Below are 13571 nucleotides of genomic sequence, written 5' to 3'. Positions count from 1 at the left end.
ACCGACGGCCCGGCAAAGCCGGTTCCGCGGTGTCTCTCGGCTCGACCGTTTCGGGCGTGGCGCGCCGTCTCTTGCCTTACACCCATGAAATGAGTCCTCTTTCTCCCTCGCTCTCCATCTGGCTCGATCTGTGCCGCGTCGTGGCCGCGCTGGCGGTCTATGTGGGCCATTCGGTGGTGCTGGAACTGGCGCCCGCGTCGCTCTCGCTCACCTGGCACCGTTCGGCCGACGACGCGGTGATCGCCTTCTTCGTCATCTCGGGCTTCGTCATCGCCCACAGCACGCTGTCCCGCCATGGCAGCGCCGGGCACTACGCGCTCGCGCGGATCTCGCGCATCTATTCGGTGGCCATTCCCGCCGTGCTGCTGGCGCTGCTGCTCGACCGCATCGGCCTGGGACTGAACCCCGACGCCTACGCCGGCTATGCCTGGCAGTACCCCAAGGCCGCGCTGGTGCCACCCTTCCACTGGCTGTTCCTGGGCGAGGGCTGGTTCGGCTCCTGGCAGCCCTTCAGCATGGAGCCGTATTGGTCGCTGGCCTATGAGGTCTGGTACTACGCGCTGTTCGGCGTGTTCGTTTACGCGCGCGGCTGGTGGCGCTGGCCCCTGCTGCTGCTGGTGCTGGGTTTCATGGGGCCGGCCATGCTGATGCTCTTGCCGGTGTGGTGCCTGGGCGTGTTCCTCTGCCGCCACCTGGGCGCCCTGCGCCTGGGGCCTTGGCCGGCGCGCGCCTTGATGCTGCTGTGCGCCCTGGCGTACGTGGCTTTCTTCCTGTCGGGTGCCCGGCAGGCCGCGGACGGGGCCTCGCGCGCCCTGTACGCCGCCATCGCGGCCTGGGCGCCGTTCCCGTTCGAGCCGGGCTCCACCGAGCACGTGTTGTCCGACTACGTGACGGGCCTGCTGTTCGCCGGCTTCGTGGTGGGCTGCGCGGGGGCCGGCTGGAACTTCCCCGCGCGCGCCGGCCGGCTGATCCGTTGGCTGGCCGACCGCACCTTCAGCTTCTACCTCATCCACTTCAGCCTGCTGGTGCTGGCGCGCGCGGCGGGTGTGTCGGCCTCGGGCTGGGCGGGCTACGCCGCTCTGCTGGCCGGCGTGCTGCTGGCGACCTGGGCGCTGGGGCAGATCGGTGAGCAGCGGCGCGAGGCCTACCGCGTGGTGTTCCGGCGCGTGGCCGACACGCTGCGGCGCGGCCTGGGTGCGCTGCTGCCGCGCCCGCGCCCCTGAGGCCCGGACGGGCACTGGCGGGGCGCGACAATACGCCCCATGTCCGAGGCGCATTCCGAACAACTGCTGGGTGAGGTCGCGGCGCTGCCCGCGCTGCCGGGGGTCTACCGCTACTTCGACGCCCAGGGCCAGCTGCTCTACGTGGGCAAGGCGCGCAACCTGAAGAAGCGCGTTTCCAGCTACTTCCAGAAGAACCACGACGGCACGCGCATCGGCCACATGGTGAGCCGCATCGTGCGGCTGGAGACCACCGTGGTGCGCAGCGAGGCCGAGGCTCTGCTGCTCGAAAACAACCTCATCAAGACGCTCAACCCGCGGTTCAACATCCTGTTCCGCGACGACAAGAGCTACCCCTACCTCAAGATCACCGGCACGCGCGAGGCGCTGCGCCCGCTGACGGGCCGCGTGCCCAGCGCCTCCACGCTGTTCCCGCGCATGGCCTACTACCGCGGCGCGGTGGACAAGCGCCACAGCTACTACGGCCCTTACCCCAGCGCCTGGGCGGTGAAGGAGTCCATCCAGCTGCTGCAGAAGGTCTTCAAGCTGCGCACCTGCGAGGACACGGTCTTCGCCAACCGCACGCGGCCCTGCCTGCTGTACCAGATCAAGCGCTGCAGCGGCCCCTGCGTGGACCTGATCCACCAGGCCGAGTACCTGAGCGACGTGGCCAACGCCGAGCGTTTCCTGCGCGGCGAAACGCAGCAGGTGCTGCAGACGCTGGAGCGGCGCATGCTGGCGCACAGCGAGAAGCTGGAGTTCGAGCAGGCGGCCGAAATCCGCAACCAGATGACCGCGCTGTCGCGCGTGCTGCACCAGCAAAGCATGGAAGTGGGCGGCGACCAGGACGTGGACATCCTGGCCGTGAAGGTGCTGGGCGGGCGTGCCTGCGTGAACCTGGCCATGGTGCGCGGCGGCCGCCACCTGGGCGACCGGCCGTACTTTCCGGCCCACCTGGACGATGCCAGCGCGATCGAGGAGCAGATGGCGCAGGCCGAAGCCGAAGGCCCCGAGCCCGTCGGGCCGTCCGCGGCCGAGGCGGTGGAGCCCGGCGAGCGCGCCGCGCGGCGCGTGCTGGAAGCCTTCATCGCCCAGCACTACCTGGGCGCGCCCATGCCGCCGGTGCTGGTGACCAGCCAGCCCGTGGGCCGGCCGCTGCTGGACGCGCTGAGCGAGCAGACCGGCCAGAAGGTGCACGCGGTGCACCAGCCCCGTGAGCACCGCCGCGCCTGGCTGGAGATGGCGCAGAAGAACGCGGGCATCGCGCTGGCGCGGCTGTTGGCCGAGGAGGGCAGCCAGCAGGCCCGCACGCGCGCCCTGGCCGAGGCCCTGCAACTGCCCGACGACGATCTGGAGGCGCTGCGCATCGAGTGCTTCGACATTTCGCACACGGCGGGTGAATCCACGCAGGCCTCCTGCGTGGTGTTCGAGGGCCACAAGCTGCAGAACAGTCAGTACCGGCGCTACAACATCGATGGCATCACGCCCGGCGACGACTACGCCGCCATGCGCCAGGTGCTGACGCGCCGCTACGGCCGCATCGCGGAGGCGCTGAAGGCCGAGGCGGGCGAGGCCGCGCTGCCGCCGGGCACGGAGGTGGCGGTGGCCGCCGGGCCCGATGGCGGGGCCGAGCCGCCGCCATCGGCGGTGGAGGACACACCGGCCACACCTTCAGCCCCCAAGGACTCGGGCAAGGACATGCCGGCCACCGGACCGCGCCTGCCGGACATCGTGCTCATCGACGGCGGCAAGGGCCAGGTGGGCGTGGCGCGCGAGGTGTTCCAGCAGCTCGGGCTGGACCTGGGCAGCATCGTCGGCGTGGAGAAAGGCGAGGGCCGCAAGGTGGGCCTGGAGGAACTGGTCTTCGCCGACGGCCGTGCCAAGGTCTACCTGGGGCACGACTCGGCGGCGCTGATGCTGATCGCGCAGATCCGCGACGAGGCGCACCGTTTCGCCATCACCGGCATGCGCGCGCAGCGCGCCAAGGTGCGGGTGGGGGCGAGTCAGCTCGAAGACATCCCGGGCGTGGGCCCCAAGAAGCGCGCGCGCCTGCTGCAGCGCTTTGGCGGGGTGCGCGGCGTGGCCTCGGCCAGCGTGGAGGACCTGGCCACGGTGGAAGGCATCTCGGCCGATCTGGCCGATGCGATCTACCGGGCCCTGCACTGAGGGCGCGCGCCGCGCGCCAGGCTCAGTGGTCCTGCGAGGGCGCGGACATCAGCCGGTCGGCCAGCGCGATGGCCAGGGCGCTGAACAGGAAGGCGATGTGGATGAGCGTTTGCCACATCAGCACCTTGACCTCGTAGTTGCCGGCGTTGATGAAGGTCTTGAGCAGGTGGATGGAGCTGATGCCGATGATGGCCGTGGCCAGCTTCACCTTCAGCACGCTGGCGTTCACGTGGCTCAGCCACTCCGGCTGGTCGGGGTGGTCTTCCAGGTTCATGCGGCTGACGAAGGTCTCGTAGCCCCCCACGATCACCATGATCAGCAGGTTGGAGATCATCACCACGTCGATCAGCGCCAGCACCACCAGCATGATGATGGTCTCGTTCAGGCTGGTCGGCACCACGTCGCTCTTGTAGCCGATGCTGCTGACCAGCTTCTGCAAGGCGATCTCGCTGCCGAAGGCGGCTTCGATGAGGTGCACCAGTTCCACCCAGAAGTGGTAGACGTAGATGGCCTGCGCGGCGATCAGACCGATGTACAGCGGCAGCTGCAGCCAGCGGCTGGCAAAGATCAGGTTGGGCAGGGGCCGGATCGGGCGGGCGGCTTTGAGGGGGTCGGTCATGGTGTGTCGGGGCCAAAAAAAGCGGCGCACCGAATGGGCAGCCGCAGGCGTCGGTTATTGTAGAAGCCTCGCCCCGTGTCAGTTGGCCGTAAGTGCCTTTGCGCACAGTGCCGCCGGCCCCGTTTTCCAGCACAACAGTCGAGGAGACACCCGCCATGTCATCGCCTTCGTCGTCGATCGAATCCGTCCTGGTCGAGAACCGGGTGTTCGAGCCCAGCGCCGCCACCGTCGCCGCCGCCCGTGTCTCGGGCATGAAGGCCTATGAAGCCCTGTGCGCCGAGGCCGACAAGGACCCCGAGGCCTTCTGGGCCCGACTGGCCAGGGAGCACCTGGCCTGGCACAAGCCCTTCACCCAGACCCTGGACGCCAGCGACAAGCCCTTCTACAAGTGGTTCCAGGACGGTCAGCTCAACGCCTCCCACAACTGCCTGGACCGCCACATGGGCACGCCGGTGGAGAACAAGACGGCGATCGTCTTCGAGGCCGACGACGGCGCGGTGACCCGCGTCACCTACAAGGAGCTGCTGGCCAAGGTCTCGCAGTTCGCCAACGCGCTCAAGGCCCGGGGCGTCAAGCCGGGCGATCGCGTCATCATCTACATGCCCATGACCATCGAGGGCGTGGTGGCCATGCAGGCCTGCGCGCGCATCGGCGCCACGCACAGCGTGGTGTTCGGCGGCTTCTCGGCCAAGGCCCTGCAGGAGCGCATCCAGGACGCCGGCGCGGTGGCCGTCGTCACCGCCAACTACCAGATGCGCGGCGGCAAGGAGCTGCCGCTCAAGGCCATCGTCGACGAAGGCATCGCCATGGGCGGCTGCGAGTCGATCAAGACCGTCATCACCCTGCAGCGCACCCCCACGGCCTGCCACATGGTGGCGGGCCGCGACATCACCTGGGCCGAGGCCATCGCCGGCCAGGGGACCGACTGCCCGCCGGTGTTCGTCGGCGCCGAGCATCCGCTGTTCGTGCTCTACACCTCCGGCTCCACGGGCAAGCCCAAGGGCGTGCAGCACAGCACCGCGGGCTTCCTGCTGTGGGCGCGGCTCACCATGCTCTGGACCTTCGACCTGCGGCCCGAGGACCTGTTCTGGTGCACGGCCGACATCGGCTGGATCACCGGCCACACCTACGTGGCCTATGGCCCCCTGGCCGCCGGCGCCACGCAGCTGGTGTTCGAGGGCGTGCCCACCTACCCGCACGCGGGGCGCTTCTGGCAGATGATCGAGAAGCACAAGGTCAGCATCTTCTACACCGCGCCCACGGCGATCCGCTCGCTCATCAAGGCGGCCGAAGGCGACGAGAAGGTGCACCCGAAGAACTGGAACCTGGACAGCCTGCGCCTGCTGGGCTCGGTGGGCGAGCCCATCAACCCCGAGGCCTGGATGTGGTACTTCCGGAACGTCGGCCATGAGCGCTGCCCCATCGTGGACACCTTCTGGCAGACCGAGACCGGCGGCCACGTGATCACGCCGCTGCCGGGCGCCACGCCGCTGGTGCCGGGCTCCTGCACGCTGCCGCTGCCGGGCATAGCCGCCGCCATCGTGGACGAGGCGGGCCACGACGTGCCCAACGGCGCGGGCGGCATCCTGGTCATCAAGAAGCCCTGGCCTTCGATGATCCGCACCATCTGGGGCGACCCGGAGCGCTTCAAGAAGAGCTACTTCCCGCCGGAGCTCAAGGGCTACTACCTGGCCGGCGACGGCGCGGTGCGCAGCGCCGACCGCGGCTACTTCCGCATCACGGGCCGCATCGACGACGTGCTCAACGTCTCGGGCCACCGCATGGGCACCATGGAGATCGAATCGGCCCTGGTGGCCAAGACGGACATGGTGGCCGAGGCCGCCGTGGTGGGCCGCCCCGACGACGTGACCGGCGAGGCCATCGTGGCCTTTGTGGTGCTCAAGCGCGCCCGCCCCACGGGTGACGAGGCCAAGGCCATCGCCAAGGAGCTGCGCGATTGGGTGGGCAAGGAAATCGGCCCGATCGCCAAGCCCAAGGACATCCGCTTCGGCGACAACCTGCCCAAGACACGCAGCGGCAAGATCATGCGCCGCCTGCTGCGCGCCGTGGCCAAGGGCGAGGCGATCACGCAGGACATCTCCACGCTGGAGAACCCGGCGATCCTGGAGCAGCTGGCGCAGAACAACTGACGCCCCGCGCCGCCGCTGCGCGGGTCGCTGCCTGCCGAGGGGGCGCGTGTCGCCTTGGGGCGGCCGGCGGCGAAACAGCCGGCGGCTTCAGAGCTGGCGGTACACCGCCTCGGCCAGCGCCATCAGCGCCTCGCGCGGCAGCGGGCCGCTGAGCGCGTAACCGAAGCCCTGGTCCACCCAGTAGAAGCCCGGCACCGGACCGTCCGGCGCGAAGCGGAAGGCGGTTTCGCGGCCGGCGGGCGCGGCCGCCGAGGCCGGGTCCACCGCCCCCAGGTACAGGGTCACGCGCTGACCGCCGGCGTTCTGGAACATGAACTGGGCGCGTGCGCCGGCCTCGCCCGGCAGCAGCCGCCCGCCCACCAGGGCGTAGCCTTGGGCCTGCAGATCGGGCACCTTCAAGGGCCGACCGGTGCGGCGCGAGAGCCACTGCACCAGGTGTTCCTGCTCGGCGGCGGCCACCTCCACGGGGTGGCGCTTCTCGGGCGAGTAGACGGCGTGCGCCAGGGCCGCGTCGTGCGCGAAGGCGGGCAGGGCGGTGGCCGGGCCGCGCGCGGCCAGACGGGCCTCGGCCGGCGCGCGCCACTGGCCGTGGGCGAGCCAGCCCGCGCCAAAGGCCAGCAGCACGCCGGCGGCCATGCCACCCCAGCGCCACCAGCGCTCGCCTCGCTGGCGGGCCTCGCCCATGCGCTGGGCGGCGTCCAGCAGGGCGGGGGGCAGCGGTTCGTCGAGCAGCCCGCGGTGCAGGCCGCGGATCGCCTCGCGCTGCGCGCGCCAGGCGTCCAGGCGGGCGCGCGCGGCGGCGTCGTGCGCTAGGCGCTGGTCGAGGGCGGCGCGCTCGGCCTCACCGAGCTGCCCGTCGAGCAGAGCGTTGATCTCGGCGTCGCTCAGCGGGGGATGGGAAGGGGGCTTGTCCATGGCGGCGGGGGCGGCGTCATTTCAGCCGCTTCAGGTGCGGGGAAGGTGGGGCGCTGGCCGCGCCCCGGGCCGGCGCGTCCAACAGGGCCTGCAGGCGCGCGCGAGCGCGCGACAGGCGCGACATGACCGTGCCGATGGGGGTGTCGGTGATGCGGGCCACCTGCTCGTAGCTCATGTCCTCCAGGCTCACCAGCAGCAGCACGGCGCGCTGCTCCTCGGACAGTTGCAGCAGGCAGCGCTGCAGGTCCAGCGCCAGGTCTTGCGCGGCGTCGGGCGCGGCCAATTCGTCCGCTACCTCGTCCACGTCGACCGGTGTGAAGGCGGCCGAGCGCCTCAGCTGCTGTCGCACGCCGCTCACGTGCAGGTTGTGCATGAGCGTGAACAGCCAGGCCCGCAGGTCGGTGCCCACGACCCACAGCCGCCACTTGCCGCAGGCGCGCTCCAGCGTGTCCTGCACCAGGTCGTCGGCGGCCCAGGCGTCGCCGGTGAGGGCCCGCGCGTAGCGGCGCAGCGCGGGGATCTGGGCGATCAGCTCGGGCGGGTTCATGGGCGGCGGCGACCCGTGCGCGAGCGGCCTCAGGGCTTGGCGGCGCGCCAGACGTTGTTGAAACCGTCGCCGGTCTTGTCGCCGGGCTTGGTGTCGCGCACCCAGTAGTACAGGGGCTTGCCCTTGAAGGCCCATTGCTTGGCGCCGTCGTCGCGGGTGACGATGCTGTAGTCGCCGGCGGCCTTGTCGCTGGCGCCGGCCATGAACGGCGGCCAGTTGGCAGCGCAGGGCCCGTTGCAGACCGACTTGCCGCTGCCCGTCGCGTCGCGGTCGAAGGTGTAGAGCGTCATCTGGTTGGGGCCGACGAGCACGCCGTCGGCCATCTTGGCCGGTGCGGCGGGGGCAGCCATCGAGGCGCAGCCGCCGAGCAGGGCGGTGACCAGGGCGAGGGACATCAGCGATTTCATGGCGCGTTCTCCAGGGTGGATGGTGGTGCAGGACGGGGCGTCCTGCACTGGAGTCAACGCCGGGCGCGGGCGGTTTATTCCCGCACGCGGAAAAAAATCAGCGCTTTTGCTCTTTCATCGCCCGCTCCACCTCACGTTTGCCCTCGCGGTCCTTGATGGTGTTGCGCTTGTCGTGCTCGCCCTTGCCCTTGCCCAGGGCGATCTCGCACTTCACGCGACCGCCTTTCCAGTGCAGGTTCAGCGGCACCAGGGCGAAGCCCTTCTGTTCGACCTTGCCGATCAGGCGATGGATCTGCGCCTTGTGCAGCAGCAGTTTCTTGGTGCGCGCGGACTCGGCGCTCACGTGCGTGCTGGCGGTGCGCAGGGGGTTGATCTGGCAGCCGATGAGGAAGAGCTCGCCGTCGCGGATGACCACGTAGCCATCGGTGAGCTGGACCTTGCCTTCGCGCAGGGCCTTCACTTCCCAGCCCTGCAGCACCATGCCCGCCTCGAAGCGTTCCTCGATGGCGTAGTTGAACAGCGCCTTCTTGTTGTCGGCGATGCGGCTGTCGCTGGGCTGGTGTTGACTGGTGGACATGGGTGGGAGGTGGGGGCGAAAGCCCGGGCGGCAAGGGCGGGGGCGACACTAGAATCGCCGAGGCCCTGTCGCGGCGCCCGCGGGCGTGGTGCCCGCGCGGGACCGGCGATTGTATGAAAACCATTCACAAGTCCGTGCTGTTGTGGCACAGCGCCCACGAGATGTTCGCGCTGGTCACCGATGTGCAGCACTACCCCCAGTTCCTGCCCTGGTGCGACCGCGCCGACGTGATCGAGCGCACGCCCGAGGGCATGGTGGCCCGCGTGGGCATGTCCATCGGCGGCCTGCAGCAGGGCTTCACCACCCGCAACACCCACGTGCCGGACCGCGAGGTCCACATGGCGCTGGTCGATGGCCCCTTCTCCCAGCTCGACGGGGTCTGGAAGTTCCTGCCCCTGGGCGACGGCTCGCAGCGCGCCTGCAAGGTCGAGTTCACCCTGCGCTACGGCTTTTCCAGCGGCGCCCTGGCCGCGGTGGTGGGGCCGGTGTTCGACCGCATCGCGGGCAACCTGGTGGACGCCTTCGTCAAGCGCGCCGACCAGGTCTACGGCACCGCCTGAACCATGCGCGTGACCCTGCTGTACGCGAGCGCGCCGCGCACGGTGCACCAGGCCGAGGTGGACCTGCCCGACGGCGCCAGCGCCCGGGACGCCTTGCGCGCGGCAGGCTGGCTGATGCAGTTTCCCGAAACGGCATCGCTGGCTGATGGCTTGGGTGATGGCTTGAGCCTGGCCGTCTGGGGCCGCCGCTGCGAGCCCGACCAGGTCTTGCGGGAGGGCGACCGCCTGGAGCTGCTGCGAGCCCTGCGCGTGGACCCCAAGGTGGCGCGGCGCGAGCGCTTCGCGGGGCAGGGCGCCCGCGGCGCCGGTCTGTTCTCGAAACGCCGGCCGAACAGCAAGGCCGGGTACTGAGGTCCGTTACCGAGGCTGCTACTGCGGCAGCGGCCCGCAGTCGCTGGCGATGATCTGCTGCAGGCGCTGGGCCTCGCTGGCCCGGCGCGCATCGTCCATGATCTCGCGTTCGCCCTTGGCGTTGGTGGTGGCCAGGCGCTGGCCCGAATCGAGCGTGGTCTTGGCCGTCTTGGCGCGCTGACAGTTCTCGGCCCGGGCGCGCGCCAGTTTTTCGGCCTCCTGCTTTTTCTTGGCGGCCTCGGCGGCCTCCGCCTCCCTTTTGCGCGCCTCGAGTTCCTTGTCGACGCCCGGGGCCTGGGGCACGAGCGGCGCGGCGGCCTCACCCGGGGCGGCCGGCGAGGCGGCGGCGGGCGCCGGGGGGTGGGCCGGTGACGCGGACATGGGCCCGGCGGCGGCGGGGCGCTTGAGGATGTTCTTGTCGGGCGTGCCCGCTGGCGGCGCGGTGTCGCTGTAGACCTTGCGGCCGGCGTTGTCGATCCATTGCCACTGGGCCAGGGCCGGGGCCGCCATCGCGGCGGTGAGTGCCAGGGCGGCCAGCGAGCGCAGGGCGAGGGGAGCAAAGGGGGCGTTCGGCATCCGGCCAGTGTATGTCCGGGGTGCCGCGCCCGGCCCCCCGCGGCCGCCGAAGCGATGCCCTCAGGCAACGGACGGCACCGGCCCGGCGCCGGACGGGCGACCAGGGGGCCACGTTTACAATCCGCTTTTTGGAGTCTCCCTCATGCGCCTCCTCGGCAACGCGCTCACCTTCGACGACGTTTTGCTGGTGCCCGCGTACTCCCAGGTCCTGCCCAAGGACACCTCGCTGGCCACCCGTTTCTCCCGCAACATCCAGCTCAACCTGCCGCTCGTGTCCGCCGCCATGGACACCGTCACCGAGGCCCGCCTGGCGATCGCCATCGCCCAGGAGGGCGGCATGGGCATCATCCACAAGAACCTCACGGCCACCGAGCAGGCCGCCCAAGTGGCCAAGGTCAAGCGCTACGAAAGCGGCGTGCTGCGCGACCCGGTGGTCATCCCGCCCGACACCACGGTGCGCCAGGTGATGAAGCTCTCCGACGAGCTGGGCGTTTCCGGCTTCCCCGTGGTGGACGCGGGCAAGGTGGTGGGCATCGTCACCGGGCGCGACCTGCGCTTCGAGACCCGCTACGAGTTGCCGGTGCGCGAGATCATGACCCCGCGCGAGCGCCTGATCACCGTGCCCGAGGGCACCACCCCCGACGCCGCCAAGGCCCTGCTCAACAAGCACAAGCTCGAGCGCCTGCTGGTCGTCAACGAGGCCTTCGAGCTCAAGGGCCTGATCACGGTCAAGGACATCACCAAGCAGCTCAACTTCCCCAACGCCGCGCGAGACGCCGCCGGCCGCCTGCGCGTGGGCGCGGCGGTGGGCGTGGGCGAGGGCACCGAGGAGCGTGTCGAGGCCCTGGTCAAGGCCGGTGTGGACGCCATCGTGGTGGACACCGCGCACGGCCACAGCCGCGGCGTGATCGAGCGCGTGCGCTGGGTCAAGCAGAACTACCCGCAGGTGGACGTGGTCGGCGGCAACATCGCCACCGGCGCGGCCGCGCTGGCCCTGGCCGAGGCCGGCGCCGACGCGGTCAAGGTCGGCATCGGCCCGGGCTCCATCTGCACCACCCGCATCGTGGCCGGCGTGGGTGTGCCGCAGATCATGGCCGTGGACAGCGTGGCCACCGCGCTGCGCGGCAGCGGCATCCCGCTCATCGCCGACGGCGGCATCCGCTACAGCGGCGACATCGCCAAGGCCATCGCGGCCGGCGCCAGCACCGTGATGATGGGCGGCATGTTCGCCGGCACCGAAGAGGCGCCGGGCGAGGTCATCCTCTACCAGGGCCGCAGCTACAAGAGCTACCGCGGCATGGGCTCCATCGGCGCCATGCAGCAGGGCAGCGCCGACCGCTACTTCCAGGAAAGCAGCACCGGCAACCCCAACGCCGACAAGCTGGTGCCCGAAGGCATCGAAGGCCGCGTGCCCTACAAGGGCTCGGTGGTGTCCATCCTGTTCCAGCTCGCGGGCGGCGTGCGCGCCAGCATGGGCTACTGCGGCTGCGCCACCATCCAGGAGATGAAGGACCGCGCCGAGTTCGTGCAGATCACGGCCGCGGGCATGCGCGAGAGCCATGTGCACGACGTGCAGATCACCAAGGAAGCGCCCAACTACCGAGCCGATTGATCCCCCGCGCCGCCTGCGGCGTCACCCCCCAGGGGGCGGCACCTGCGGCCTGGCAAAGCCAGTTCCGCGGTGCCCTGGAAGGGGTGGCCTCTTGCTCAACGGGTCGTCTTTCGAGACGGCCCGTCTCTTTTTTTGACGTTCACCGACCACCATGCAGCACGACAAGATCCTCATCCTCGACTTCGGCTCCCAGGTCACCCAGCTCATCGCGCGCCGCATCCGCGAGGCGCACGTCTACTGCGAGGTGCACCCCTGCGACGTCAGCAGCGACTGGGTGCGCGGGTTCGCCGCCGACGGGCGCCTGAAGGGCGTGGTGCTCTCGGGCAGCCACGCCAGCGTGTACGAGGTGGACGACAAGGCGCCCGAGGCCGTCTACGAACTGGGCGTTCCGGTGCTGGGCATCTGCTACGGCATGCAGACCATGGCGCAGCAGCTGGGTGGCAAGGTCGAGGGCTCCCACACCCGCGAGTTCGGTTACGCCGAGGTGCGCGCGCGGGGCCACACCGCGCTGCTGAAGGACATCGCCGACTTCACCACGCCCGAAGGCCACGGCATGCTCAAGGTCTGGATGAGCCACGGCGACAAGGTGACCGAGCTGCCGCCTGGCTTCAAGCTCATGGCCAGCACGCCCAGTTGCCCCATCGCCGGCATGGCCGACGAGGCGCGCCGCTTCTATGGCGTGCAGTTCCACCCCGAGGTCACGCACACGGTGCAGGGCCGCGCCCTGCTCGAGCGCTTCGTGCTGGACATCTGCGGCACCAGCCCCGACTGGGTGATGCGCGACCACATCGCCGAGGCGGTGGAGAAGATCCGCGAGCAGGTGGGCGACGAGGAGGTCATCCTGGGCCTGTCCGGCGGGGTGGACTCCTCCGTGGCGGCCGCGCTCATCCACCGCGCCATCGGCGACCAGCTCACCTGCGTCTTCGTCGACCACGGCCTGCTGCGCTTGAACGAGGGCGACATGGTGATGGAGATGTTCGCCGGCAAGCTGCACGCCAAGGTGGTGCGCGTGGACGCCAGCGAACTCTTCCTGGGCGAGCTGGCCGGCGTGAGCGACCCCGAGCAAAAGCGCAAGATCATTGGCCGCCTGTTCGTTGACGTCTTCAAGGCCGAGGCCGCCAAGCTCACTTCAAGTGGTGCTTCAACAAAAGGCGCCAAGTGGTTGGCACAAGGCACTATTTACCCGGACGTGATCGAGTCCGGTGGCGCCAAGAGCAAGAAGGCCGTCACCATCAAGAGCCACCACAACGTGGGCGGCCTGCCCGAGCAGCTGGGCCTGAAGCTGCTGGAGCCGCTGCGCGACCTGTTCAAGGACGAGGTGCGCGAACTTGGCGTGGCCCTGGGCCTGCCGCACGACATGGTCTACCGCCACCCCTTCCCGGGGCCGGGCCTGGGCGTGCGCATCCTCGGTGAGGTGAAGAAGGACTACGCCGACCTGCTGCGCCGCGCCGACGCCATCTTCATCGAGGAGCTGCGCTCCACGATCGAGCCGCATTCCGGCAAGAGCTGGTACGACCTGACCAGCCAGGCCTTCACGGTATTCCTGCCGGTCAAGAGCGTGGGCGTCATGGGCGACGGGCGCACCTACGACTACGTGGTGGCCCTGCGCGCCGTGCAGACCAGCGACTTCATGACCGCCGACTGGGCCGAGCTGCCCTACAGCCTGCTCAAGCGCGTGTCGGGCCGCATCATCAACGAGGTGCGCGGCATCAACCGCGTGACCTACGACGTGAGCTCCAAGCCGCCGGCGACGATCGAGTGGGAGTGATCCGTCGCAGAATTGATTCTAATGTAAAACATGAGAATCAATAAAAAGCCATTTGATTTTGTTCAAATAACTCCTTTCGGAGGGCCTCCCCGCGACCCCGTGT

General features: G+C 69.9%; 13 protein-coding genes. 7 read left to right on the top strand and 6 right to left on the bottom strand.

Features of this window, described 5'->3' with window-relative positions:
- The first annotated feature begins 89 nt into the window (after positions 1 to 89).
- Together BHU06_RS07405 and uvrC are read left to right on the top strand one after the other, a co-directional pair.
- Entirely contained in the window at positions 90 to 1223 is a 1134-nt protein-coding gene (locus tag BHU06_RS07405) for an acyltransferase (protein ID WP_083293047.1), read from the top strand.
- Positions 1224 to 1262: 39 nt separating this feature from the next.
- Positions 1263 to 3386 (top strand): excinuclease ABC subunit UvrC, encoded by a 2124-nt coding sequence (gene uvrC, locus BHU06_RS07400; protein WP_070398512.1) that lies wholly within the window; start codon positions 1263 to 1265, stop codon positions 3384 to 3386.
- Positions 3387 to 3408: 22 nt separating this feature from the next.
- Here uvrC and BHU06_RS07395 read toward each other — a convergent pair whose 3' ends face one another.
- Positions 3409 to 4005 (bottom strand): YqhA family protein, encoded by a 597-nt coding sequence (locus tag BHU06_RS07395; protein WP_070398511.1) that lies wholly within the window; start codon positions 4003 to 4005, stop codon positions 3409 to 3411.
- A 155-nt stretch (positions 4006 to 4160) separates the two neighbouring features.
- Here BHU06_RS07395 and acs point away from each other — a divergent pair, with 155 nt between their 5' ends.
- Positions 4161 to 6155 (top strand): acetate--CoA ligase, encoded by a 1995-nt coding sequence (gene acs, locus BHU06_RS07390; protein ID WP_070398510.1) that lies wholly within the window; start codon positions 4161 to 4163, stop codon positions 6153 to 6155.
- Positions 6156 to 6242: 87 nt separating this feature from the next.
- Here acs and BHU06_RS07385 read toward each other — a convergent pair whose 3' ends face one another.
- The 4 genes from BHU06_RS07385 to smpB all read right to left on the bottom strand — a co-directional run bounded on the left by BHU06_RS07385 (position 6243) and on the right by smpB (position 8601).
- A complete protein-coding gene (locus BHU06_RS07385; protein WP_070398509.1) occupies positions 6243 to 7070 on the bottom strand; it encodes an anti-sigma factor in 828 nt (275 codons plus the stop codon).
- Positions 7071 to 7086: 16 nt separating this feature from the next.
- Positions 7087 to 7617, bottom strand: a complete 531-nt coding sequence (locus BHU06_RS07380) for an RNA polymerase sigma factor (RefSeq protein WP_070398508.1) — start codon at positions 7615 to 7617, stop codon at positions 7087 to 7089.
- Between the two features lie 29 nt (positions 7618 to 7646).
- On the bottom strand, positions 7647 to 8024 hold the full coding sequence (locus BHU06_RS07375) for a hypothetical protein (RefSeq protein WP_070398507.1): 378 nt from the start codon (positions 8022 to 8024) through the stop codon (positions 7647 to 7649).
- A gap of 97 nt (positions 8025 to 8121) precedes the next feature.
- Positions 8122 to 8601 (bottom strand): SsrA-binding protein SmpB, encoded by a 480-nt coding sequence (smpB, locus tag BHU06_RS07370; RefSeq protein ID WP_070398506.1) that lies wholly within the window; start codon positions 8599 to 8601, stop codon positions 8122 to 8124.
- 113 nt (positions 8602 to 8714) lie between these two features.
- On the opposite strand from smpB, the gene BHU06_RS07365 reads away from it, so the two are divergent.
- Positions 8715 to 9161 carry a type II toxin-antitoxin system RatA family toxin gene (locus BHU06_RS07365; protein WP_070398505.1) on the top strand — a complete coding sequence of 149 codons (447 nt, stop codon included), beginning with the start codon at positions 8715 to 8717 and terminating at the stop codon, positions 9159 to 9161.
- A 3-nt stretch (positions 9162 to 9164) separates the two neighbouring features.
- Entirely contained in the window at positions 9165 to 9512 is a 348-nt protein-coding gene (locus tag BHU06_RS07360; RefSeq protein WP_070398504.1) for an RnfH family protein, read from the top strand.
- Positions 9513 to 9530: 18 nt separating this feature from the next.
- Here BHU06_RS07360 and BHU06_RS07355 read toward each other — a convergent pair whose 3' ends face one another.
- Positions 9531 to 10088, bottom strand: coding sequence for a DUF4124 domain-containing protein (locus tag BHU06_RS07355; RefSeq protein ID WP_254668132.1), 558 nt, complete (start codon positions 10086 to 10088; stop codon positions 9531 to 9533).
- 142 nt (positions 10089 to 10230) lie between these two features.
- Between BHU06_RS07355 and guaB the strand changes: the two genes are divergently transcribed.
- Complete coding sequence (gene guaB / locus BHU06_RS07350; RefSeq protein WP_070398503.1) at positions 10231 to 11700, top strand: IMP dehydrogenase; 1470 nt, start codon at positions 10231 to 10233, stop codon at positions 11698 to 11700.
- Between the two features lie 151 nt (positions 11701 to 11851).
- Positions 11852 to 13468, top strand: a complete 1617-nt coding sequence (gene guaA, locus BHU06_RS07345) for a glutamine-hydrolyzing GMP synthase (RefSeq protein WP_070398502.1) — start codon at positions 11852 to 11854, stop codon at positions 13466 to 13468.
- The last annotated feature ends 103 nt before the right edge of the window (positions 13469 to 13571 follow it).

The sequence above is a fragment of the Hydrogenophaga sp. PML113 genome, from assembly GCF_001777155.1.
Lineage (GTDB): Bacteria > Pseudomonadota > Gammaproteobacteria > Burkholderiales > Burkholderiaceae_C > Hydrogenophaga > Hydrogenophaga borbori.
Note: the sequence above shows the minus strand (reverse complement) of the source record. Positions and strands in the feature narration are given on the sequence as shown.